14 protein-coding genes and 1 other RNA gene are annotated in these 24,372 nt (G+C 49.0%); 7 read left to right on the top strand and 8 right to left on the bottom strand.

Features of this window, described 5'->3' with window-relative positions:
* Positions 1 to 93: 93 nt before the first annotated feature.
* The 5 genes from AC4BAN_RS09530 to AC4BAN_RS09550 form a co-directional block, all read right to left on the bottom strand.
* Positions 94 to 267 carry a DUF4160 domain-containing protein gene (locus AC4BAN_RS09530; RefSeq protein ID WP_490564166.1) on the bottom strand — a complete coding sequence of 58 codons (174 nt, stop codon included), beginning with the start codon at positions 265 to 267 and terminating at the stop codon, positions 94 to 96.
* A gap of 127 nt (positions 268 to 394) precedes the next feature.
* Positions 395 to 757, bottom strand: coding sequence for a hypothetical protein (locus AC4BAN_RS09535; protein WP_490564167.1), 363 nt, complete (start codon positions 755 to 757; stop codon positions 395 to 397).
* A 449-nt stretch (positions 758 to 1,206) separates the two neighbouring features.
* Positions 1,207 to 1,577, bottom strand: a transfer-messenger RNA (tmRNA) gene (gene ssrA, locus AC4BAN_RS09540).
* Between the two features lie 157 nt (positions 1,578 to 1,734).
* The gene (locus tag AC4BAN_RS09545) at positions 1,735 to 2,871 is read right to left on the bottom strand and encodes a transglutaminase-like domain-containing protein (protein WP_490564168.1); all 1,137 of its coding nucleotides are present in this window, start codon (positions 2,869 to 2,871) and stop codon (positions 1,735 to 1,737) included.
* Between the two features lie 51 nt (positions 2,872 to 2,922).
* Positions 2,923 to 5,274: an ABC transporter permease gene (locus AC4BAN_RS09550; protein ID WP_490564169.1), complete on the bottom strand. Its 2,352-nt coding sequence runs from the start codon at positions 5,272 to 5,274 to the stop codon at positions 2,923 to 2,925.
* Between the two features lie 381 nt (positions 5,275 to 5,655).
* Between AC4BAN_RS09550 and AC4BAN_RS09555 the strand changes: the two genes are divergently transcribed.
* The 3 genes from AC4BAN_RS09555 to cfa all read left to right on the top strand — a co-directional run bounded on the left by AC4BAN_RS09555 (position 5,656) and on the right by cfa (position 9,650).
* A complete protein-coding gene (locus tag AC4BAN_RS09555; protein WP_490564170.1) occupies positions 5,656 to 7,029 on the top strand; it encodes a sigma-54-dependent transcriptional regulator in 1,374 nt (457 codons plus the stop codon).
* Positions 7,019 to 8,377, top strand: coding sequence for a sensor histidine kinase (locus tag AC4BAN_RS09560; RefSeq protein ID WP_490564171.1), 1,359 nt, complete (start codon positions 7,019 to 7,021; stop codon positions 8,375 to 8,377). The genes AC4BAN_RS09555 and AC4BAN_RS09560 overlap by 11 nt, the downstream gene beginning before the upstream one ends.
* A gap of 151 nt (positions 8,378 to 8,528) precedes the next feature.
* On the top strand, positions 8,529 to 9,650 hold the full coding sequence (cfa, locus tag AC4BAN_RS09565; RefSeq protein WP_490564172.1) for a cyclopropane fatty acyl phospholipid synthase: 1,122 nt from the start codon (positions 8,529 to 8,531) through the stop codon (positions 9,648 to 9,650).
* A gap of 108 nt (positions 9,651 to 9,758) precedes the next feature.
* Here cfa and AC4BAN_RS09570 read toward each other — a convergent pair whose 3' ends face one another.
* On the bottom strand, positions 9,759 to 12,902 hold the full coding sequence (locus tag AC4BAN_RS09570; RefSeq protein WP_490564173.1) for a T9SS-dependent M36 family metallopeptidase: 3,144 nt from the start codon (positions 12,900 to 12,902) through the stop codon (positions 9,759 to 9,761).
* Positions 12,903 to 13,355: 453 nt separating this feature from the next.
* Between AC4BAN_RS09570 and AC4BAN_RS09575 the strand changes: the two genes are divergently transcribed.
* The 3 genes from AC4BAN_RS09575 (at position 13,356) to AC4BAN_RS09585 (ending at position 20,217) form a co-directional block, all read left to right on the top strand.
* A complete protein-coding gene (locus AC4BAN_RS09575; protein ID WP_490564174.1) occupies positions 13,356 to 15,287 on the top strand; it encodes a DNA polymerase III subunit gamma/tau in 1,932 nt (643 codons plus the stop codon).
* A 55-nt stretch (positions 15,288 to 15,342) separates the two neighbouring features.
* Complete coding sequence (locus AC4BAN_RS09580) at positions 15,343 to 18,303, top strand: M16 family metallopeptidase (protein ID WP_490564175.1); 2,961 nt, start codon at positions 15,343 to 15,345, stop codon at positions 18,301 to 18,303.
* 411 nt (positions 18,304 to 18,714) lie between these two features.
* Entirely contained in the window at positions 18,715 to 20,217 is a 1,503-nt protein-coding gene (locus AC4BAN_RS09585) for an ArnT family glycosyltransferase (RefSeq protein ID WP_490564176.1), read from the top strand.
* Positions 20,218 to 20,399: 182 nt separating this feature from the next.
* Here the strand turns inward: AC4BAN_RS09585 and AC4BAN_RS09590 are convergent, their stop codons facing one another.
* Complete coding sequence (locus AC4BAN_RS09590; protein ID WP_490564177.1) at positions 20,400 to 20,948, bottom strand: REP-associated tyrosine transposase; 549 nt, start codon at positions 20,946 to 20,948, stop codon at positions 20,400 to 20,402.
* A gap of 757 nt (positions 20,949 to 21,705) precedes the next feature.
* Here AC4BAN_RS09590 and AC4BAN_RS09595 point away from each other — a divergent pair.
* Positions 21,706 to 21,900, top strand: coding sequence for a hypothetical protein (locus AC4BAN_RS09595; protein ID WP_490564178.1), 195 nt, complete (start codon positions 21,706 to 21,708; stop codon positions 21,898 to 21,900).
* Between the two features lie 112 nt (positions 21,901 to 22,012).
* On the opposite strand, the gene AC4BAN_RS09600 is transcribed toward AC4BAN_RS09595, so the two are convergent.
* Entirely contained in the window at positions 22,013 to 24,238 is a 2,226-nt protein-coding gene (locus AC4BAN_RS09600; protein WP_490564233.1) for an NADP-dependent isocitrate dehydrogenase, read from the bottom strand.
* Positions 24,239 to 24,372: the final 134 nt, after the last annotated feature.

Raw genomic sequence — 24,372 nt, forward strand, 5'->3', positions numbered from 1 at the left:
TCTTTACTATCTTAAAGGTTCAATTTTATCTAAGCTTGCAGGTACTTGAGCTTTTTCCCAGTTCTTGAGCAATTCATCCTTATGAAGAGAAGCCTACTCCAGAGCTAAAGCATGTGCTCTGTTTGGTAGAGTCCCTGCAATTCTATCTAACGTTCTAATATCATATTCCGCTTTATAACTTTCGTACTCTGCATGAAAGTGAGGCGGGTTATGGTCACTAAAATACATTTTTATTATGATCCCGTAGAATCTGCTTAACTCTGGCATTTTCTTTTAAAGATACGGAAGAGTTAGTTTTTCATTTTCACATATTTCTATTCCCCATAACGTAGTTCGTGTATACCTTGTGCAAGGTGTCAGCCGTAGCATATGGTATAAACTGTGTTGGCTGGAGTTATTCTATTTCTTCAATAGCAAATGTGTTAGCAATGATGACTAAGTTATCGTCTTCATGTGGCACACCAATATTCCCATAAGGGTCTAAAGACAAGTAGTAAGTACCATTCTCTTGTTTTACAAGAACTATGTCAGAGTAATAGTCACTTTCCATATCTTCATTTATACCTACTTCAATGAGCTGCTCAAACTGCAGTTTAACTCTACACTTTTCAAGCTTCTTCTTTCCTGCTGATTTTCTTATAATCAATTCTACTGTTGCGGTTGACCTACTTCTTTCTTGATAATTTAGATTTGCTTCAATGGAAATGATTTGCCCATCACCTAGCACATAATTTGAAAGCAAGTCTTCTAATTCCATTTTCATTAATTATAATTGCTGCCAACTACTGGCTAGCAGGAGTACCTACTCCCACTATCTGCATTATATGTGGTGTTGTATTGCTGCATTTTTAAAACACTTCTTTTGCAGAAGCATTACCACTATTCAAGTCCATAGCGGAATACGAATATATCTCATTCCTATAGATTTTCAAGCGGGCTCACGATTTTATACAAGGCATGGGGGTGATGCGGGTATTGATTTTAGTAGTCTTGCTCGATTGGCGTTCTGTATTGTCTTATGAAAATAACGAGAATTGAGCGCCTGCTGCGGCAGATGCGTGGCCCCAAAATACCACGGGGTTAACTCCGTAGTGCGGGAACGGAGAATAGCAAAGCGTAATTTATACTTTTAGAAAAGCTATTACGCCGTGCCTTAAAACATAAAAGCCTGTAAATAATATATTTACAGGCTTTTATGTTTAGCAAATGTGGAGATGCAGGGATTCGAACCCTGGTCCAGACAAGGAAATCGACGGGCTTTCTACATGTTTAGACACTAGTTAGATTGTCGGGAGCTTGCGGGCCTAGGTCAAGCCTATGCGCACTCCTTAGATGCTTAATTTCGCCTGTGCACCGCACCTTTGCACAAACTAGTAAAACGAGTCGAAGCCTCTAATGTGCAAGCAGTTTCACGAAACCTGCACGAGACTATGGCAATTGCTTAATACCTAGATTAAGCAGCCATGGCGTAGTTATATTCGCCAGTTATTGTTCGAACGAATTTTTAACAGGTGGCACGTTCATCACCCGACATGCTTACACGCAATCTGCACAAGCTGTCAATTCCGGTCATCCCCAATACATAAAGAACGAGTTCTTATAAACTATACTTCAAGAAGTATACCACAAAGGTACGCATCTTTACGGTATACTTCTTGAAGTATAAAACATTTTTATTAGCCAAAAGGGTTTCAGATTTATACGTTGAAATCTACTTTAAAGGCCCAAATTCACTTACTTTAAAGCAGACGCTCCCGGGTTAACTCCTGCAGGGGCCTGGTAAAAATCGACCAGTGAATTAGTGAATTTGTACGCATCCATCGGGTATTTCAGTTGGAATACCTTTGGCTGCCTGGCGCCTACCGGTAACAACATCAACGATTGTTTCCCATCTACTGTTTCCCTGGTCAGGTTCATGCCTTCCCGGTTGTCAAACCGAATATCAAAATAGTACAGGTAAGGGTAAACCCAGTTGGTGTATGCCGCCTTGCTGGTGCCCGACAAGCTTCTGATCTCAAGCTTCTGATAGTTATTGGCGATAGCCTGTTGAAACTCCACGGCATTTAGCGGCACATTGTTTAGCACTGGCATCACATCAAACTGACCGTCCAGCATCACCCATTTTTTCAGGTCCGGCAGGTATACTTCCAGTAACACGTGCCCTGCCCCCGATGCAATGGTTTCCACATCTTTCATTTTAAGGCCTATGGTGCGGGCAGGCAGCCCAATGGCGTTAAGGCAGGCAGTGGTTACAATGCCATACTCCACACAACGGAATTGTTTGCCTTCTTTTACTTCTGCCAGTATAGTCAATGCATCCGGCTGGCTTGGCTCGTTCATTCCATTATGCTGCCATTGCTTGTGCACCCAGTTTACCATTCTCAGCGCTTTTTCGGTGTCGTTGGTCGCGCCTTGTACCAGCTTTTCCAGCTCGTATTGCTTACGCAGGGTGGCAAGAAAGGCGTTGCCCTCGTTCTGCTCGTACAACATGGTGTAAGCTGCTATGGTATTGGTTTTATTAAACGCTAACGCCTCGAAGCCATATCCTTTTAAAGCTGTGAGGGCATAGGCATTTTTAGCAAGGTGTACATAAAACTGGTAAGTTTTGCCTGGTTTCACATCGAAGCTGATGGAATCTGTGTCGGTGTAAAAAGTGGTGCGTACCTTTTTCTGATGCACCGGCACCAGCAATACATCCGGCGCCAGCTCCGGTGTAATGCTCCAGTTCCCTTTTACCAGTTCCGTGCCGATCCGGTAATCGGCAACACTTGTATTTGCCTCAATTACGGGCAAGCCTCTGTACATATTTTGTGCGAAGCCCGGCGCCACCAGCACCAGCCACACCAACAGGATAAGCAATGATTTTTTCATGGTTTTATTTTGTAGTAATGGTTCGGAAAATATAAGCTTAAAAGGTAATTCTTATTCAGCCCGCAACGAGTTCACGGGGTTGCCAACGGCTGTTTTAAAGGCATGGAAGCTTAAAGTCAGCATGGCGATCAGGAGGGTGGAGGCAAAGGCCACCGCGAAGATCCACCAGCTAAGCTCCGTCCGGTTAGCATAGTCGTTTAGCCAGGCATTCATAAAGTACCAGCCTAGCGGCAGGGCAATCACATTGGCGATCAGTACCAGTTTCAGGAAATCCTTGCTCAGCATCAGTACAATACTGGCCACAGAGGCACCCAGCACCTTGCGTACCCCGATCTCTTTGGTGCGCTGCTCTGCCGTAAACAAAGCCAGTCCAAACAAGCCCATGCAGGAGATAAAGATGGCGATGCCGGCAAAATATTTGGTAAGCTCCCCAACGATGCTCTCACTCTTGTACATTTGCTCATAGTCGTCGTCCATAAAATGATACTCAAACGGGAAAGATGGATTCTGCCGCTTTAGTAATTGCTCTACCGATGCGAGTGTCTGCGTCGTTTTGCCCGGTGCGATCCGCATCAACAACACGTTTTCGTCTTTTGGCTGCAAGCGCATGATAAGGGGCTGCACCGGATAATGCATAGACGACGAATGAAAATTCCTGACCACCCCGATGATGTGGCCCGGATAATCCCACTCCAGCCACTCCCCCACCGGATTTTTCAGCTGCATCAGGCGCACGGCCTCCTCATTCACCAGGAAGGCTGCCGTGTCGGTGCCGTACTCCCTTGAGAAGTCGCGGCCCTCCTTTAGGCTGATGCCCATCGTCTCCAGGAAATCATAGTCCACGGTCATCACACTGAACAGGATGTCGGCGTTCTGGTCTTTTGCTTTCCAGTTGATGTTGCCGGTTGAGTTGCCCACCATCAGCGGGTTTTGGTTGGTGGCCGAAACCGCCACAATTCCCGGCATGTTCTGCAGTTCACGCTTTATCACCTCGTAGCGGTTGTTCATCTCCCCTTCAATTGGCATATACACCACATTTTCGCGGTTAAGGCCAATGTTTTTTGTCCGGATAAAATGTAGTTGCAGGTATACCACCAGCGTGCTGATGATGAGCAGCGCAGAAAGTATAAACTGAAACACCACCAGCCCTTTGCGGAAAGCGGTTACTTTCCGGTTAAGTTTAACAGTGCCTTTTAGTACCAGGGCCGGGTTAAACGAGGAGAGAAAAAAGGCCGGGTAGCTGCCCGACAAAACACCGGTAAGCAGGGCCACGCCCACCAGCAGCAGCAGCAGTTTCGGATCGGTTAGGTTGAACGCAATAAACTTGCCGGTAAGGTTGTTGAAATGCGGCAGCAGGATGCCCACCAGGTTTACCGCCACAAAAAGGGCCAACAGCGACACGAGCATAGACTCGACCATGAACTGTCGGATCAAAGCGGGTTTGCTGGCCCCAATGGCTTTCCGGACACCCACCTCTTTGGCGCGTTTGGCTGAACGCGCGGTTGCCAGGTTCATAAAGTTAATGCAGGCAATCAGCAGCACAAAAAAAGCCACAATCACGAACAGGCGCACATCTTCTATCTGGCCACTGCTCCCGTTAAAGTCTGAATACAGGTGCATATCCTTAAAGGGCTGCACAAACAGATCAGTTTTAGACTCGCTGTGGTTGCTGACAATGGGCTTTATTTTGGTTTGAAAGGCCGCCAGATCAGTGTTGGGCTTCAACTGCAGGAAGGTGCGCAGGGCATTGCCCCGCCAACCTTTCAGCCACTCCGAGCCCGGACTGTTGATCCAGTCATTTACCGGCATCACGTAATCGAATTGCATCGAGGAGTTTTTAGGCGCCTCCTGTGCTACGCCGGTAACGCTGTAGCTTTTCTCATTATTTACAGTAAACACTTTGCCCATGGCATTGCCCGGCGAACCGAAGAATTGCCTTGCCACTGTTTCTGAAATAACCACTGTGTTTGGCTGCTGCAGCGCCTGCCGGGCATCGCCATACAAAAGCGGAAAAGAGAACACCTCAAAAAATTCCGGATCGGCGTAGCGTCCATTCACTTTCAAGGCCTTGCCCTGAAATGTAAACAGCTGTTTCCACTCCCAGGTGGTGGTCCGGATGGCATGCTTCACATCCGGCAGTTCCGCTTCCAGCACTTCGGCCAGCGGCCCCGGGGTGGCATCTGTAGTCAGGTCGTCAGCGCCAGGGTAATGCTGCACTTCCATTACGCGGAACAGGTTGTCCACATGGGCGTGAAAACGGTCATAATTCACTTCATCCTGCACCCAAAGCAAGATCAGAATGCTGCAGGTAAGGCCCAGTGCAAGCCCCAGTATGTTGATGAGCGAAAATACCTTGTGGCGCAGCAGGTTGCGGTAAGCCATTCTAAAGTAGTTCTTATACATAGTTCAGGAGTTGTAAAGCGGCTCTAATTATTTTGGATATTATTATTTTCCATACAAAGCTCTTTAGAAATTAAAATGCCAAAAACATAAATACTTGATTTTCATTGATTTAAAACAAAAAACCTATTTTAATGTGTCCGCTTTTGTTACAACTTTCCTGTGCGCACATGTTCGCTTTCGGTACAGGCAATTGCCAGATTCAGAATCTAATACATCATTTGAAGGACAGGTTCGATTTCTCTCTGGGCAGAAGTATTTAGAGGAAGTAAGCGCACTCGCACCCCTTCCCTCCTACGCGCGTTTTCACGCCGTAAATCCTGATTCTGACAATTTCAAATAGAATGTTTATATTCGAATTATGAACAACACTTTTTCTTACCTATGGCTGCTGTAAAAAATGCCCGTGTCCTTGTTGTTGATGATGAAGCGGACGTGCTTTTTGCGCTGAAGCTGCTGCTCAAGTCCGAAGTAAAAGAGGTAGTTACCGAGAAGAACCCCGATAACCTGCTTAACCTTTTAGGGAAGCAGTCATTCGATGTCATTTTCCTGGACATGAACTTTAAGAGTGCCCTGAACACGGGCAACGAGGGTTTGTACTGGCTGCGGCAGATTCTGGAGAAAGACAAGGAGGCTTCAGTGATACTGATAACGGCATACGGGGATGTGGCATTGGCTGTCAGGTCGTTGAAAGAAGGCGCCGCTGACTTTATCGTGAAGCCATGGCGTAACGAAATGCTATTGGAAACCCTGCACCAGACCCTGGAGCTAAGGCGCCAGCGGGTAAAGGGAGGCGCTGGCCCCACTCCTAAAAAAAACCAGAGTACCAGCATTTTAGGGGAATCGGAAGCGATAAAGGACGTACTGTACAAAATTGAGAAGATCGCCCCAACCGAGGCCAACGTACTTATACTTGGCGAGAACGGCACCGGCAAAGAGCTGGTGGCAAGGGCCTTGCACGAGAAATCGTTCCGGGCCAGCAAGCCGTTTGTAACCGTAGACATGGGCTCCCTAACCGACTCCTTGTTTGAGAGTGAGCTGTTTGGCTCTAAAAAAGGGGCCTTTACAGATGCTCGCGAAGACCGCGCAGGCAGGTTTGAGGCCGCAAACGGAGGCACTTTGTTCCTGGATGAAATTGGCAATATCTCGCCGGCCATGCAGGCCAAGCTGCTCACCGTGCTGCAAAACAGGCAGGTAACGCCCCTGGGCTCTAATGTGCCTGTGCCAGTGGACATCAGGCTCGTATCAGCTACTAACGAGCCTATTTACGACCTGGCAGCGCGCAACCAGTTCCGAAAAGACCTCATTTACCGCATCAACACAGTAGAAATCACCCTGCCGCCCCTGCGCCAGCGGTATGGCGATGTGGAACTGCTCGCACGCCATTTTGCCGCAGTATATGCGCATAAGAACCACAAGCCAGCGCCTGACTTCGCCCCCGCCACCTTACAAAAGTTGAAGCAGCACAGCTGGCCGGGCAACGTGCGCGAATTGCAGCATGCCGTGGAGCGCGCCATTATTCTGGCAGAAGGCCCTGTGCTGGAACCCAGGGATTTTAGCTTCTCCCCCGTAGAGATGGCTGCCGCCGCCTCCGCGGCCGCGCACACGCCTGAAAAGCCTCAACCTTTGCACGAGATAGAGCGCGAAACCATTGTGCGTGCGTTAGAAAACAACAAGGGCAATATTTCCAGAACCGCTAAGGAGTTGGGCCTCACCCGCACCGCCCTGTACCGCCGATTGGACAAGCATGATATTTAAGCGCCTTGAGTTCGGGCTCCTGGTCCGGTTTATACTTTTGCTGGGGGTCATGTACCTCACCGTGCATTACCTGCCGCGCTTTACCTGGCTGCAGGTAGGTTCTGGCATACTCATCATGCTGGCACAGGTATGGGAACTGGCCGTTTATGTAACCCGAAGCAACAATGAGCTGGCTAAATTTCTGCAGGCTGTAAAGCAGCGCGATTTCTCACAACGCTTTAACGCGTCTACCACCAACAGTTCTTTACACCAGCTGCATGTGGCCTTTAACCTCATAAACGATACTTTTAAACAGCTACATATCGAGAAAGAAGCCCAGTTCCTTTACATGCAAACCATCCTGCAACTAATTGACACGGGCATTATGGCCGTGGATGAAGAGACAGGAGAGGTGGAATGGGTAAACGAGGCTTTCAAGAAAATACTGCACCTGCCTTACCTCAAAAGCCTGGATAGCCTGGCACTGCGCTACCCCGTGCTGCAAGAGGCCATGCAACATAGCAAAGCCGGCGAAAGCCAGCTTCTGAAGGTAAAGCTACCAGACGGCCAAACCCAGCTGCTGCTCTCTGCTTCGGCTTTTACGCTGCAGCACCGCAACCTACTGCTTTTCGCCCTAAAAAACGTAAGTGCCACCGTAGACGCCACTGAAACCGAGGCCTGGCAAAAACTGCTGCGCGTGATGACGCATGAGATCATGAACTCTGTGGCGCCCATTGCCTCGCTGGCTGATACGCTGGGGCACCACCTGCACCAGGAACGGGAACGGGTAGCGCAAGGCCCGGGTGTAGCGCCCGACCCTGAACTGTTACAGGACACGGAAGAGGGCATCTCCATCATAAAAAAACGCAGTGAGGGCCTGCTGCGCTTCGCACACTTTTACCGGAACCTGAACAAGTCGCAGGAGGTGATGCGGACAACCGTGTATGTGCAGGAGCTTTTCAAGAGTATAAACGGATTGATGCGCCCGCAACTGGAAGCGCAGGGCATAGCAATGGATTGCCATGTACACCCCTCCAACCTTACCCTGAACGGTGATGTAAACCTGCTGGAGCAAGTGCTTATAAACCTGGTTTTAAATGCCCGCCGAGCAGTAGCGGAAAACCCTGCCCCAAAAGTGACACTGACAGCGGAGCAGGAAAACGGCAAAACAGTGATCGAGGTGCAGGACAACGGCACAGGAATACCCGAAGAGCTGCTGGAGAGTATTTTCATTCCCTTCTTTACCTCTCACAAAGAGGGCTCCGGCATTGGCCTGAGTCTGGCCAAACACATCATGCTGCTGCACAAAGGCAGCATACAGGTAGAAAGCAAAATGGGCGTGGGCACCGTGTTCAAGTTGGTATTTTAGCTGTACCCTTATCGCATTCTTTTTCCAGTACAATGCATGTCTTTTAACTGACAGTAAAACCAGCCAGGCTCCAAACTAACCATTCATATTAACACGCGTTCAAGGCAAATAGAAGTATACCATTACAGCAACGTATACCCATGTCTGCACCATGAGCGCAACCAGTCTACAACAGCAAGTAGTCCGTATTTTAGCAACCGCCGATGTTAAGATAAACGGCCCCGACCCCTGGGACCTGCAGGTGCATGACGACAGGTTTTACAAGCGCGTGCTTACCCAGGGCACCCTGGGCCTGGGGGAGTCTTACATGGATGGCTGGTGGGACTGTGCCCAGATAGATGCGTTTGCTTTTCGGGTAATCCGGGCTGACCTCTACAAGCAGGCCCGGTTTGGATGGAAAACCGTACTTCAAATGCTGCTGGCCAAGCTGCTCAACATGCAGTCGAAGGGCAAGGCGGCCCACAATGCGCAACGCCACTACGACATTGGCAACGACCTCTACCAACTGATGCTCGACAAGCGCATGGCCTACAGCTGCGGTTACTGGAAAAACGCCCAAAACCTGGACCAGGCACAGGAAAACAAACTGGACCTGATCTGCAGGAAACTGAGCTTCCAGCCCGGCCAGCGGGTACTCGATATTGGCTGCGGCTGGGGCAGCTTCGCTAAATTCGCAGCCGAGAAGTATGGCGTCGAAGTGGTGGGTGTAACGGTATCTGAGGAGCAGGTGAAGCTGGGCCGGGAAATGTGCAAGGGCCTGCCCGTGGAGCTCCGACTCCAGGATTACCGCGACGTGAACGAGCAGTTCGACCATGTGGTGTCGGTGGGCATGGCTGAGCACGTAGGGTATAAAAACCACCGCACCTATCTGCAAACCGCTGCACGCTGTTTGAAAGACGACGGCCTTTTCCTGCTGCACACTATCGGGGTGAACTACTCCAGAACCTCTGCCGACCCGTTTACGGATACCTATATTTTTCCCAACTGCCTTATCCCCTCCATTAAACAGCTGGGCTCGGCCATGGAGAACGTTTTTGTGATGGAAGACTGGCACAACTTCGGCCCGTATTACGATTATACCCTTATGGCGTGGTTCCATAACTTCGATGCCAACTGGGGCAAGTTACAGGAACAGTATGGCGAGCGCTTTTACCGGATGTGGAAGTATTATTTGTTATCCAGCGCCGGTTCATTCAGGGCACGCAACAACCAGCTCTGGCAAGTGGTGCTTTCGAAGAAGGGCGTGTTGGGCGGGTATGAAGCGGTGCGTTGAGTAGGTGTAGTATATTTGTTTAATACCCACACCACAAAAAATTTGGGTTGCAACTAAATAGCTGCAACCCAAATTCCAAATTCTTTATGATATTCTACGCTGTAGCGCTTATTTGATCAAAAGCATTGTGCCGGAACGGGTGGTGTTTCCATTTATGAGCTTATAAATGTAAATACCACTTTGTTTGTCGCCTGCTTTGAAGACATGGTTATACGTCAGCCCGCTTTCAGCATTTCCTTCGAACAACGTAGCAACCTCGCGGCCAGTAATGTCATATACTTTTAGCACGGTATAACCCGATTCCTTCGCCTTGAAACTAATGGTTGTATGATCAGAGAACGGGTTCGGATAATTAAGCGCCAGGTCATCGGCTGCTTCCTGGCTAGTGGCAATGGCCGTAGCTGTCGCACTCAGGTTCATGCTACAGTCTCCTAACTTGCCACCTGCTTTTGTCAGCATAGCGCTTACCCCCTTAGGATCTACGCAATTGTTTTCGCCATCAACGCACACCAGCACTTTATCACGCTTCTTCTTGTCGCCACAGCGTACATCCACAACAGTAATAGTGATAGACTCTTGGCGCGTACACATAAACTGGTTAACAGATGTTACGGTAAAAGTATAGCTTCCGGCCCTTGTCGGTGTAAATACCGGATCCGCAACAGAGGTATTGCTCAGCGCTGACGCGGAAGCACCGCTCCAGGTGTAACGGTTCGTGGCATCGCCGGATGCACGCAGCTTCACGCTTTGCGGACCATAACCGATGTACAGGTTAGAGGCAACTCCCCCAGTGTAAACCGAAGACATGGCAACTGCCTCCACAACAGGTTTCTCGCAGGCATACAGAGGCGGCACTTCAAAGGCTTCCACTTGATCGAACCTGCTCAGGTTGGAGCCCTGGCTGGCACTAAAGCCGAGGCCGCGCTTTGCAAAGGCACGCCAGATCAGTTCCTGGTTGGCTCCGTTGTATAGCGCCTGGTCTGCCAGAAGTATGGCATCGCGTCCATCCACAAATCCTGGTCGGCAGACCTGCATTTTCAAACCATCAATTACCAGTTGCATCGCCATGTTATTCCCACCTTTCCCGTTGTACAAATCTGCATCAAAGCCATACTTGTCAACAAGATCCCAGGTCATATCCCAAAGTATAGTGGCCCATACAAAACCCACGCCGTGCGGCGCAGAGATGGCCGGATTGTTTGTGGCGGCATAGGTAAAGCTATTAGTGGCGAAACTCGTGCTGTAAGGCGCAGGTCTGATGCCACCGCCATCGATTGGTTGGTTGCTCACGTAAGTGCCAATCCCCCTTATTTTCTCGCGGGTGTCTCCTGGCTTCATGGTCATCATCAGTCCAAACCAGTCGCTCCAGCCCTCGCCCATTTGTTCTGTATAAAGAATTTCTCCGTTAGGATACTGAAACGCGCTCGGCAGGCAGTTAGACACATTGGGTCCGCCGGTCAGGCGGTTCGAGATGCCGTGGCCATACTCGTGCACGATAATACCATTGTCAAAGTCACCATCCATCTCAGGGTTTCCTACATCTTTCAGGCTTACCACAACTTCCACACCGGCATTCAGCTGTTCGCGGATAGAGGCCCCGGTTATGTTGCTCACCATCACAGCGGGTATGGTGATAGGCACAGTTGGCGTGCCCCCCATGCTGGTAGGTGCTCCGGAAACGCTATTGATCACGATAACCGCAATCGCACCCGCTGCCTGTGCATTTTGCACTTTAACGGTAAATGCGCAGGTACCTCTGTACACCACGGCAATATTGCCGCTGATCTCGGTTGCATTGGTAAATGCGTTACACCCTTCGTTGTTCACATTGTCCTGGGCCAGCACTAATTTACCTGTAATGGGAGTCGGCGTAAGTTTAGGTCCGAAACTGGCGCCTGCAATCGGATAGGTTCCGGCTAAAGAGGTTGGAGAGACAACAGTAAATGCCTCAGGATCTGTCTTGGAACTCCACAGGTACATTTGCATACGGGGCGCAAATCCATCGCGCGGGGTTGCAAAGTTGGCATTATTACGCGTAGTTGCTATGTTTCTGCTATCCTGTGCTTCTGCCAGTACCGGGTCTCCTTCTAAACCGCCCTTTCCAAAGTTATTGAGCTGGAAACTTCCGCTAACCTCATCAAAGCCATACTGATACCAAACATCGTGTATCACATTATTCCAATAGAAAAGGTTTGTGATGGCAGCATCGCGCGAGTTAACAGGTTCTTTTGTAAAATCAACCTCAAAATTAAAGTTAGCGTTAATGCCACCGTCAGGGCTGTAATTAGTTGCAAAACTGTTATTGTTAGTTGGATCCTCATAAGCGAACACGTTATTACCACGGGTTCTGGTTTCAATGTTCCATCCTAGAGGTGAGGCGGACGGATTGGCAGCTGAGGTGCTTACAATGGAACGAGATCCGTGATTCGGGCTTTCGTGGGGCATGGCAAACACGTTAAAACCGCTTAATTCAGCCACACGCTGAACCGCAGCTTTCGGGCTCGCCACATTAGGCGACAGCAAGGCATGGATGTGGCTATCGTGCAAAAACGTGCCCCCGGCACCGTTGTTCTCAAACTGGCAGTGTACCACCATGTTATCTTTGTCCAGTATTTGTCCGGTGCTGGCATCTAGCCGGATGTTCCACCAATTTTGGGCATCCAGCTCATAAATTGATACCTCCCAGGCAAGCCGCAGGCTTCCGTCTTCCATGGGCTGATACACCAGTTTAGCAGGAATCGGCTCCAGCGAAATACCCCCTGTCGAAAACAGCACCTCTCTGTTTCTGCCGTTTGCTTTTTCCTTCACCGTGAGCGGCTCCTTAAACGTGGTATTGAGATACCGGGCTGCGGTTGCCACAGCATTCTGGGCATCCAGACTTACCTGGTTGCCTTTCACCTTTTTACTGACTTTGCCGTGTAAACGGTTGCCCATGGTAACTACCTGCTCATTTTTATCAAGGCTGATGTTTGTAAGAGCACCATAAATTTCTATCCCCTGGTAAAGCTGCTTAATATAAAGGTGCTTCACGCCACTCTTCTTGCTTTCAGTGGCACTACTCAGTTCCAGCTCTGCAAAATCTGCATCCTCAAGGCCAAGCTGCTGCTTGTTCTTTTTTATGTGCTCCAGCGCAGCCAGGGGCACCTCCTTCTTACCGTTTTTACTGTTTCCCTGTCCGTAGGAAACAAAGTTTCCAAGCAGCATAGCCATAACAATAGCCAGCTGCATGTTAATGCGTAGTCTTTTGCCCATAATGTAACTAGATTTAAAATTGTTTAGGAAATAATTACACTAGTTACGCCCTGAATAATAATAAGTTATATAAAAAAAAGTAAATTTATATATTTTTATTATTCAACTAAATAAACTTATATTGCAAATGGTAAAAGAATATGGCTATATATAAATACATAAAATAATACCTTTTAATGAAATATAATGGCCTCATTATAAAACCCATAAGAACAAATGCAGCATTCCATTTGTAGGCACTTACTTTTGCAGGCTCTGATTTTTAATTCAATTGCTCTGCGAATTTGGCCATGAAGCCAGCTAAACTATATTTACCGTGAAAAATAAATGAATCAATTTTTTTAAAACAGGCTCCAACTTATGTTAAAGCATGACTTCCGGTAGTTTTTCAAGTAGATAAAACCCAATAAAAAGCACTCCCAATTCAGCTTCAGATTGATTATCTTTGTAGTAATGGAAAATTTTGTAGTGTCAGCGCGTAAATACCGTCCGACCACGTTCGACAGCGTGGTGGGGCAGCATCATATAACCAATACCCTTAAAAATGCCATTAGCAGCAAGCATTTGGCCCAGGCCTTTCTGTTTTGCGGACCACGCGGGGTGGGTAAAACCACCTGTGCCCGTATCCTGGCCAAAACCATCAACTGCCAGAACATCACTGCCGGCACCGAGGCCTGCAACGAGTGCGAGTCGTGCCGGAGCTTTAACAGCAACAGCTCCTTTAACATCCATGAGCTCGATGCCGCGTCTAACAACTCTGTGGAGGATATCCGGAATCTGGTGGAGCAGGTGCGCTATGCACCCCAAACGGGCAAGTATAAGATCTACATCATCGATGAGGTACACATGCTTTCCAACCAGGCCTTCAACGCTTTCCTGAAGACGCTGGAGGAGCCGCCTTCCTACGCCATTTTCATACTGGCCACCACCGAGCGCCACAAAATCATCCCCACCATTCTTTCGCGTTGCCAGATCTTCGATTTCAACCGGATCAGGATAGAGGACATGGTGCACCACCTGGGCAGTATCGCCACAAAAGAAAGTATAGAGGCCGAGCCTGACGCGTTGCACCTGATCTCGCAGAAAGCGGATGGCGCCCTACGCGATGCCCTCTCCATATTCGACCAGATGGTAACCTTCTCGGGCAGCAATGTTACGTACAAGGCCACAGTTGAAAACCTGCACATCCTGGATTATGATTACTACTTCCGGTTAACGGACCACTTGATGGAGCAGAACCTTTCGGGGGCATTGCTGCTTTTCGATGAGATTCTGAAGAACGGGTTTGATGCCCATAACTTCCTGATCGGGATCGGCGAGCACTTCCGCAGCCTGCTGGTGTGCAAAGACCCCCAGACAGTGCAACTGCTGGAGGTGTCGGACAACATCAGAGCCCGTTATGCCGAACAATCGGCTGGTTCCAGCGTGTCGTTCCTGCTCTCGGGCCTTAACCTGGTAGGCACCTGCGACACCACTTACAAAAGCAGCAAGAACCAGCGCCTGCACGTGGAGCTGTGCCTGATGAAAATGGCGCACCTGAATGCAGCCCTGCGTTTCGCGCAGACCGGTGACACATCAAAAAAAGCTAAGGTAGCGGCTCCGGCGCCAGCCCCTACCGTTACAACAGGCGCCACAGCTGCGCCCTCGGCAGCTCTGCAGCCGGCAAACCCGCCCGGCAAAGTGCCGTCCGAGGAGTTACAGCAGCCTACGCCAGAGAGTGTACCTTCTGAGCGCTTGCAGCAGCCCACTACCCCGGACAGCGTACCATCGGAGGGATTGCAGCAGCCCCCTATGCCACAAGAGGTAACACCGGACGCGCACATTGCACCTGCCAACCCACAAACGCCCCCGGGCCATGGGCCGGAACGGGGTCCGGATAAGCCCCGCGTGGGCGTACAGTTGCCGCCGCCCAAAAAACTGGGCAAGCTGCCCAGCCTGAAAGACCTGCAAAACAAAAAGGCTGCCGTAGCGGAAGTGGCCCTTGCCGAAGAGGAGGAAGATACGACCTATGGCGCTGCCGTACCCGTGGATCAGGCCAAACTAAAAACCGTGTGGCATGCCATTCTGCGCCGCAAGAAAGCCGAGAACATGATGGAGTACACGCTCCTGAACCGGCAGTACCACATTGGGCCTGAAAACGAAGTTATACTTCACCTGGAAAACCATGTGATGATGGACCAGTTTACGGCGCTGCGCCCTGCCATCTTGCGGGAGCTAAAGCAGGAAACCGGCAACAAAAGTATAAAGCTGTTGGCAGAGGTGATGGAGGCACATGATGAAGGGCGCAAACTCTATACCTCGCAGGATAAGTTTAACTATCTGGCAGAAAAATTTCCGGTGATCGTCGATTTAAAGCAACGATTTGGTCTTGACACTGATTTTTAGTGTCCGTTATATATTACGTTCGTATAGTTCTATCATCACTAACAACAAAAAAACTATGATCCTTAAAAGAGCGTCATCCCTGTTTTTGGTTGCCTTAACATTTACACTCACGCAGTGTAAAAACGAAGCCTATCAGACACAGTCCAGCACCGAAACGGCCGCTACAGCCACTGCGGCCACTGCCGAAAAAGAGTATATATACGAAACAGCGCCCGATGATCCGCTGAACGCACGTATCTATACCTTAAGTAACGGTCTGAAAGTTTATCTTTCAGATTACGAGGAGGCACCGCGCATTCAGACGTTCATTGCCGTGCGGGCAGGCAGCAAAAACGACCCCGCCGATGCCACTGGCCTGGCGCACTACCTGGAGCACATGGTGTTTAAAGGCACAACCGAACTAGGCACTGCCAACTGGCCGAAGGAAAAGGAGGAACTGGCCAAAATTGAAGCCCTGTACGAAAAATACAGAAACACCTCTGATGAAGCCATGCGTAAAAAAATCTATCACCAGATAGACTCTGTTTCCGGGGTGGCCGCCACCTTTGCTATTGCCAACGAGTACGACAAGCTGCTCACGGCTATTGGCGCAAAAGGCACCAACGCCTATACCTGGGTAGACCAGACCGTATACACCAACGATATTCCGAGCAATCAGCTGGAGCGCTGGCTGGAACTGGAGTCGGATCGTTTCCAGGAAATGGTGCCGCGCCTGTTCCATACCGAGCTGGAGGCAGTGTACGAGGAGAAGAACCGCACCCTGGACAGCGATGGCCGCAAGGTAGCAGAGGTGATTAATACCGAACTGTTCCCAACACACCAGTACGGTACGCAGACGACAATCGGCACCATCGAGCACCTGAAAAACCCATCTATCACTGCAATAAAAAACTACTTCGATAAGTATTATGTGCCCAACAACATGGCCATCGCCATGTCCGGCGACATCGACTTCGATCAGACCATCCGGTTGATCGACAAATATTGGGGAGGCATTGAGAAAAGCCAGGTACCGGGTTTCACTGTAGCGCAGGAGCAGCCGATTCAGAAGCCCATCGTGAAAGAGGTGCTTGGCCCGGATGCAGAGAACGTTTCCATTGCCTACCGCACACCGGGCATCAACTCTAAGGATGCTTTGGTAGTGCAGATGATCAGCAACCTGCTTTATAACGGCCAGGCCGGTTTAGTTGACCTGAACCTGAACCAACAACAGAAGGTGCTGCAAGCTTACGCCTACGATACGCCCATGAAAGACTACGGCACGTTCCGGATGACGGGCATGCCACGCCAGGGGCAGTCGCTGGACCAGGTGCGCGATTTGTTATTGAAGCAGCTGGACATGGTAAAGAAAGGCGATTTTGATGAAGAGCTGATACAGGCCGTGGTCAACAACGACAAGATTAACACCATGAAGGCCTACGAGGACAATAGCAACCGTGCGGATGCCTTCGTGACCGCTTTTATCTATGACATGCCCTGGAAAAAGTTTGTGAGCCGCCAGCAGGAGTTTGCCAGCATTACCAAGCAAGATGTGATGGACGTGGCCAACAAGTATTTCAACAACAATTATGTGTTGGTGTACAAGCGCAACGGCAAAGACCCAAATGCCATGAAAGTGGAAAAGCCTACCATTACACCCGTAGCCGTGAACCGCGATGCGCAGTCCGATTACTACAAGGGATTTATGGCCAAAGAGGTGGTGCCGCTTCAGCCGGTATTCCTGGATTACAGCAAAGATATTGCAGAAACCAAACTGAAGCAGGACATCCCGCTATTGTACACGAAAAACAAAGACAACGGCCTGTTCCAGCTTTACTATATCCTGGACATGGGCACCAACAACGACCAGAAACTGGGTATGGCCGTGAACTACCTCAAGTACCTGGGCACCGATAAGTATACTGCCGAGGAACTGCAGAAGGAATTCTTTAAGCTAGGCACCTCGTTTGATGTGTTCTCTTCCGGCGACCAGGTTTATGTAAGCCTGACCGGTTTGGATGAAAATTTCGAGAAAGGCCTGAACCTGTTTGAGAGTGTGCTGGCCAACGCCAAACCCGATCAGCAAGCCCTGAACGATATGGTAGCGGGTATTTTAAAAGCCCGTGCCGATGCCAAGAAGAACAAAGGCGTTATCCTGCAGCAGGCCATGGTGAATTATGCCAAGTATGGCAAGAAGAACCCGTTCAATACCCTGCTGAGCGAGAAAGAGCTGAAGGCCGTGAAACCACAGGAGTTGGTGAGCATCATCAAGAGCATACCAACCTACGAGCATCGCGTGCTATACTATGGTCCACGTGAAACAGAAAACCTGGCAGCTACCCTGAATGAGGGCCACATGGTGCCCGCCACGTTAAAGCCAGTACCTGCCGAGAAAGAGTACGCCGAGATTGATTTTAAGGAGCCAACCGTTTACTGGGCAGATTATGACATGGTACAGGCCGAGATGTTGTTCCTGAGCAAGTCTGTTCCTTACAACAAGGACATTGTTCCGGTGGTAAGGCTTTATAACGAGTACATGGGCGGCATTGTGTTCCAGGACCTGCGCGAATCGAAGGCCCTGGCTTACTCTACCTATTCTTTTTACAGCCCCGCTGCCAAAAAAGACCGCGCCAACTACCTGATCTCCTACATCGGGGCACAGTCTGATAAGCTGGCTGAGGCCATGGCCGGTATGCAAACCCTGTTAACGGACATGCCACTGGCCGATGCGAACTTCCAGAATGCCCGCGCCTCGTTGCGCAACAGTATTTCTACGGAGCGCATTACCAAAGCCGGCATCCTGTTCGACTACGAGCGCGCCAAGAAACTGGGCCTTAACTATGATATCCGTCAGGATGTGTACCAGAGCGCCAACGCCATGACCTTTGACCAACTGAAGGAGTTCCAGCAGAAGTATGTAAAAGGCCAGCCGCAGGTTATACTTGTGATTGGCTCGAAAGACAAGCTTAACTTTAAGGCACTGGAAAAATACGGCAAAGTGAAGCAACTGGATCTGAAGACCTTGTTCGGGTACTAAGACCTGGAGATAATACTTATTTATCAGGATAAAACAGAAGGGGCAGCCATACTTGGCTGCCCCTTCTGTTTTATCCCTTCCAGCTGTAAACGGATATTGCTTTTGTTACTCCATGAAGCAGGCAGAAGCATGAATGCCGCAGTTGATGAAAAGATTATAAGCATTGCGCCTGTTTATGCCATGTATGGACCTTTGCAATGGCGTTAAAAATGACACCCCGGTTGTTTACCTACCCGGCAAGGCAGTTCATACTTTTGCTCACTTTTTATGAGCTCACACCAAGAATACCGCACAATCAAAAACCTTTGCAACAGCCTACGTAGCAAATAGAGCACCCAGGTTACTAGTTAAAAGTGTTCTCGCTTAATGGCTTAAGGTGTTAAGAATGTTGTGTGGTTAACAGCAATCAAGATGTTAAAAAGTTCTGCCATACCTGCGGCTGCATATCGTATTGTTTACTGGTGTGCGTACGCCAGTTTAAAAGTAGGTTTTCTGATTTCGGGGTACAACCTGTTTTCAGAGGAGGCGCAATATTGGCTTTGGTCCAAGCATCTGGCCTGGGCTTATTACTCTAAGCCACCGCTTATTGCCTGGGTCAATTACGCCACCAGCAGCCTTTTTGGCGACCACGAACTGGTGATCAGGTTCACAGCCCTTGCTTTTGGGGCGGCCACGCTTTACGTGTTCTATCAAGTAAGTATGCTTCTGTTTGCCAGCAGGAAACTGGCACACCTGGCTACCGTTTTACTTAGTGTAATGCCCTACTTCGTGCTGGCTTCCACGTTCTTCACCACCGATTCGCTGTTGCTGTTCTTCTGGGTTTGCACTTTTTACCTGTTTCTGAAAGCTCTGGACCAGAACACGCCGTGGTATTGGTTAGCAACAGGGCTAGGCTTTGGCCTGGGTTGCCTCTCGAAACAGGCAATGCTGTTTTTTATAGTACCTTTAGTATGGCCACTGTTCTGGCAAAACGGAAAACGCTATGCAAGTGGGCAAGCGCTGGTGCTTTCGATCGTCTTGCTTTTTAACCTGCCCCTGCTCCTCTGGAATTACCAACACCACTGGATGATGGTGCAACACTTGCTTCACCTGGCGGGGGCGCAGCATCAAACACAAGCCTTCAAATCCATGAAAAACCTGACGGAATTATTTGGGGGCTTTATCCTGGTCAATTCCCCTTTCTTTTTCCCCTTGCTCTTGCGCGTCACATTCCATGGCAGGCTGCCTTTGCCTGCTAGCGACAAACAAAAGCTAACCCTGATCACGGTTCCTGCGCTATGTTGCCTGCTGCTCTTCGCCTGCATTGCCATTACCAAACACGTAGAGGTAAACTGGTACAACACGGGTTGCATGCTGCTGCCAATCGCTATTGCTTACCTTGTTGTAAAGGAAGAGCGTTTACTGAAAATCCGCCTCCCTTTTTACCTGACTTTCGGCTTGCTGGTACTTTTTTTGTTTCCTGCCGTGCAGGATTTCGCCAGTATGAACCGGATTATGCCGGTGCGCTCCGATCCTTTAAAAAGGCTGGTGGGGTGGCAGCAGCTGGGCCAGCAAGTAAATGATCTGAGCCATACCTACAAGGCTCTCGCTCCATTTGAACTAGTAGCCACAAACTACCAGGTTGCCTCCGAACTTGCCTTTTATTCGGGCAACAAATATGTGCGCTGCCTCAGCGAAGACAAGAAATATGATCAATTTATAGTTTGGTCTGCCAGCGGATGGAATCCAGCCCCGGTCAATACATTGCTGGTTCTGGAAACAGATCAGCTCCCTCGGGAGGTAAAGCTGCAGTACGATGTGCTAGCTAAGCAATCAGTACCGATCAGGTACAGGGGAGAGACGTTGTATATCTATTCTATTTATGTATTACGCGCCAGGCAAGTAAAGCAAGCCTCTGCAAAAGACAGTATGTAATCCTTTACTATAGTATATCTATACTTTAAGCATTTAATGCCGCAAGTTTAGCGACAGCGTAACTTGTGGCTATCCATGAAGCCAGTTTGTAACTGGCGAAAGTAAAATTATGGAACACGCCAGTTACAAACTGGCCCTATTTTCCACCACCAGTTACCGCTTCGCTCAAACTGGCGGTATGGTTAGTGGAGAAGTATAATTTCCACCATACCCTTTTCTCCAGCATAGTCAATGGCGCTGCTATAGGGATAGTCCTGCGGTTCCCGCACAAAACCAGCTTCTACAGGGTTGCTGTGAATATAATTTAGCTTCTGCTCCATCAGGAAATTTGTGTTTAGCTCGATAGGCTGGTTGTGCTGCTGCCAGAACTGGAAAGTTTGATTATTGCAATTTAGCTTACCTGCACGCTCAAACATCCAAAGCATCCATTCTTTGCGACTTTCCTGTGGATTATCAAAAATGGCTTTTACTATGGTTTTGGAAGTATGTTTTTTCAGATCGCGAATGATACCAGACTGATTTTCTACTGCCGAGCCAACTATCAGGTGAATATGATTTGACATGATACACCACGCGTATACTTCCAGCCCTTTGTTCTTGATGCAATAGTTCAGGCTATCAACAACAATGTCCTTATAAGCAGGTCTGGTAAAAACGTCTATCCAATTTACAGTAGCAAACGAGATAAAGTGCAACTTGCTCTGGTCGCTGATCTTAAAGTTTCGGCTCATGCCACTACTATACGAACATACCGCCAGTTTGAGCGAAGCGGTAACTGGTGGTGGAAAGTAGGGCCAGTTTGTAACTGGCGTAAGTATGGTTATGGAATACGCCAGTTGCAAACTGGCCTCATAGATAGCCACAAGTTACGCTCACGCTAAACTTGCGGCATATAGGGGCGGCATATAGGGTAAAAACGGTCGCTACGCTTCCTGCTTCTGTTGCTACAAATTACTTATAAATGTACCCCCCCTCTAACTCCCCTCAAGGGGAGAATTTCTACACAAATGCTCTAGAATGGGATGAGATTGTTTGTAAAGCCAATCTCATAAAGTATAATAAATACATACTGCCAGTTGTAGCGAAGCGGTAACTGGTGGTTAGAAATAGCGCCAGTTTGTAAAGGCGAATGTGTAGTTTGTAATTGTAAGCGTTCACAAACTAAGCTCATAAACAAGCCTTAAGTTGCGCTTGCTCAAAACTTGCGGCATGTCAATCGAAATGCAATAAAACGTTTCGCATAGCTAAAAAAATATACTTGCCATCTCAATTACTGTATTGCAGAACTTAGAGAGAACAAAGGAATCTGTCTGATAAAAACTTCAGTTGGTATAATTTGCATCCTGTCTAAATGCGTTTAAGCGAAGCTTTTATTATATTGGTACTAGCATAACCGGCAATGCAAAGCCCGGAAAATATTAAAAATAGCAGGTAGCAAATTTTTGCGGAATGGATAAGCATGTTTTTATTGGACAGATATAATAGCTTATGAAAAATCTTACAAAGTATCACAAGATGATAATTGTGATGATTTCAGGACTATTAGCAATCGCTTTGTCTGTAGTGTTTGGCACAGACTCAAAAGGTTATGGTTTCCTTATCGGCTATGGTTATACTACTGCTGCAATTGGTCTGGCAGGTACGATAATCTTTTATCTAAGAGGCCAAAGAGTTCGTAAATGAAAGGTCGTTTAAAGTTAACTACTACTAGTACTTTTGTAGTAAATACTCAAAAACCAAAAAGGCTGCCCAATCTCTCAGGCAGCCTTTCCAATTTTATACTTTATACTTCTGATTAAAACTCAGCCAGAATACGATTCAGCGTTTCGCTTGGCTGCATCGCTTTGCTAGCCTTTTCAGCATCCGGGTGGTAGTAACCGCCGATGTCAACGGGTTTGCCTTGCGCGGCAATCTGCTCGTCCACGATCTTCTGCTCGTTATCTGTCAGCGCTTTGGCCAGCTTCGAGAACTTCTCTTTCAGCTCTTGGTTTTTGGTCTGCTCGGCAAGTGCCTGCGCCCAGTAAAGTGCCAGGTAGAAGTGGCTGCCGCGGTTATCGATGCCGCCTACTTTACGAGATGGCGACTTGTCTTTTTCCAGGAACTCGGCATTGGCTTTGTTCAGCGCCTCGGCCAGCACTTCGGCTTTCTCGTTACCGGTTTTCTGAGCCAGGTCTTCCAGCGACACGGCCAAAGCCAGAAACTCACCTAACGAGTCCCAGCGCAGGTAATTCTCTTCTGTAAACTGCTCTACGTGCTTTGGTGCCGACCCGCCGGCACCTGTCTCAAACAAACCGCCGCCATCCAGCAACGGAACGATTGAGAGCATTTTAGCACTTGTTCCCAGCTCAATAATCGGGAACAGGTCGGTTAGGTAATCGCGCAGTACGTTGCCGGTTACCGATATGGTGTCTTTGCCTGCCTTGGCGCGCTTCAGTGTATAGCGCATGGCCTCTACCGGCGACATGATCTTTATTTCCAGCCCCGCCGTGTCGTGGTCTTGCAGGTAACGGTCTACTTTTTTGATCAGGTTGGCATCGTGGGCACGCTGTGGGTCGAGCCAGAAAATAGCTGGCGTGTTGGTGATTCGTGCCCTGGTTACAGCCAGCTTCACCCAATCCTGGATAGGCAGGTCTTTTGTCTGCGTCATTCTGAAGATATCGCCTTCTTCTACCTTTTGCTCCAGCAGCGTGTTACCGGCAGCATCCACTACCTGCACGGTTCCTGCCTCCGCCATTTCAAAAGTCTTGTCATGCGAGCCGTACTCCTCGGCCTTCTGGGCCATCAGCCCGATGTTCGGCACCGTGCCCATGGTGGTTACATCAAACGCACCGTTCTCTTTATGGAAATTGATTGTCTCCTGGTAAATACCGGCATAAGAACGGTCCGGTATAATGGCTTTGGTATCGTGCAGCTTGCCGTCTGTGCCCCACATCTTGCCCGACGAACGGATAGCGGCTGGCATAGAGGCGTCAATGATCACATCGCTTGGCACGTGCAGGTTGGTGATGCCCTTATCGGAGTTTACCATGGCCAGCTCAGGTCGCTTTTCGTACTCCGCCTTAATGTCGGCTTCAATCTCCTCGCGCTGGTCGGCTGGCAGGCTCTGAATTTTGGCATACACATCGCCCAAGCCATGGTTAGGGTTCACACCGATCTTTTTGAAAGTGTCGGCGTGCTTTTCAAACACATCCTTAAAGAAAACGGTAACGGCATGGCCGAACATGATCGGGTCTGAGACCTTCATCATGGTTGCCTTCAGGTGCAGCGAGAGCAGCACGTCGTTCTTCCTGGCGTCTTCGATCTCCTTTTCTAAGAAAGCGCGCAGCGCTTTGCGGCTCATCACGGCCGTATCAATCACCTCACCCGCCGAAAGGGAAACTTTTTCCTTGAGTGTTTTAGTGGTTCCGTCTGCCGTCACGAACTGTATTTTCACATTGCCGGCGTTTTCTACCACAGTCGATTTCTCGCTGCCGTAAAAATCACCGCTTTCCATGTGCGCCACATGCGTTTTAGAATCCGGTGACCAGGCACCCATCGAGTGTGGGTTCTTTTTAGCATACTGCTTCACGGCATCGGCCACGCGCCGATCCGAGTTGCCCTCTCTGAGCACCGGGTTCACGGCGCTGCCCAATATTTTGGCATAGCGGGCCTTTACCTCCTGCTCTTCCTCGTTTTTAGGGTCAGAAGGGTAATCAGGAATGTTATACCCCTGCGACTGCAATTCTTTAATAGCCGCGTTCAGCTGCGGAACAGAGGCGCTGATGTTGGGTAATTTAATGATGTTTGCTTCAGCGGTTTTAGCCAGGTCGCCCAGGTAAGCCAGGTCGTCGCTTTGCTGCTGCTGCCCGGTTAGCTTCTCCGGGAAGGCAGCCAGGATACGGCCCGCCAGCGAGATGTCTTTGGTTTCTACCTCGATACCGGCAGCTTTGGTAAACGTTTCAACAAGAGGTAAAAAAGAGCGCGTGGCCAGGGCAGGCGCTTCGTCGGTTATGGTATAAACTATTTTGGCTGTTTTGGTCATGTCGTTCTGATAGGTTAAAAACATACTACTCCCTTTTTAAGGGAGCGACTAAAGATCATGGTAGCAAATATAAGAGTCTTTTTGATATTGGTCAGGGAAATAACCACATTCCTGCCCCGCGCTTATGTTCCAGC

It is taken from the genome of Pontibacter sp. GD13, from assembly GCF_058216355.1.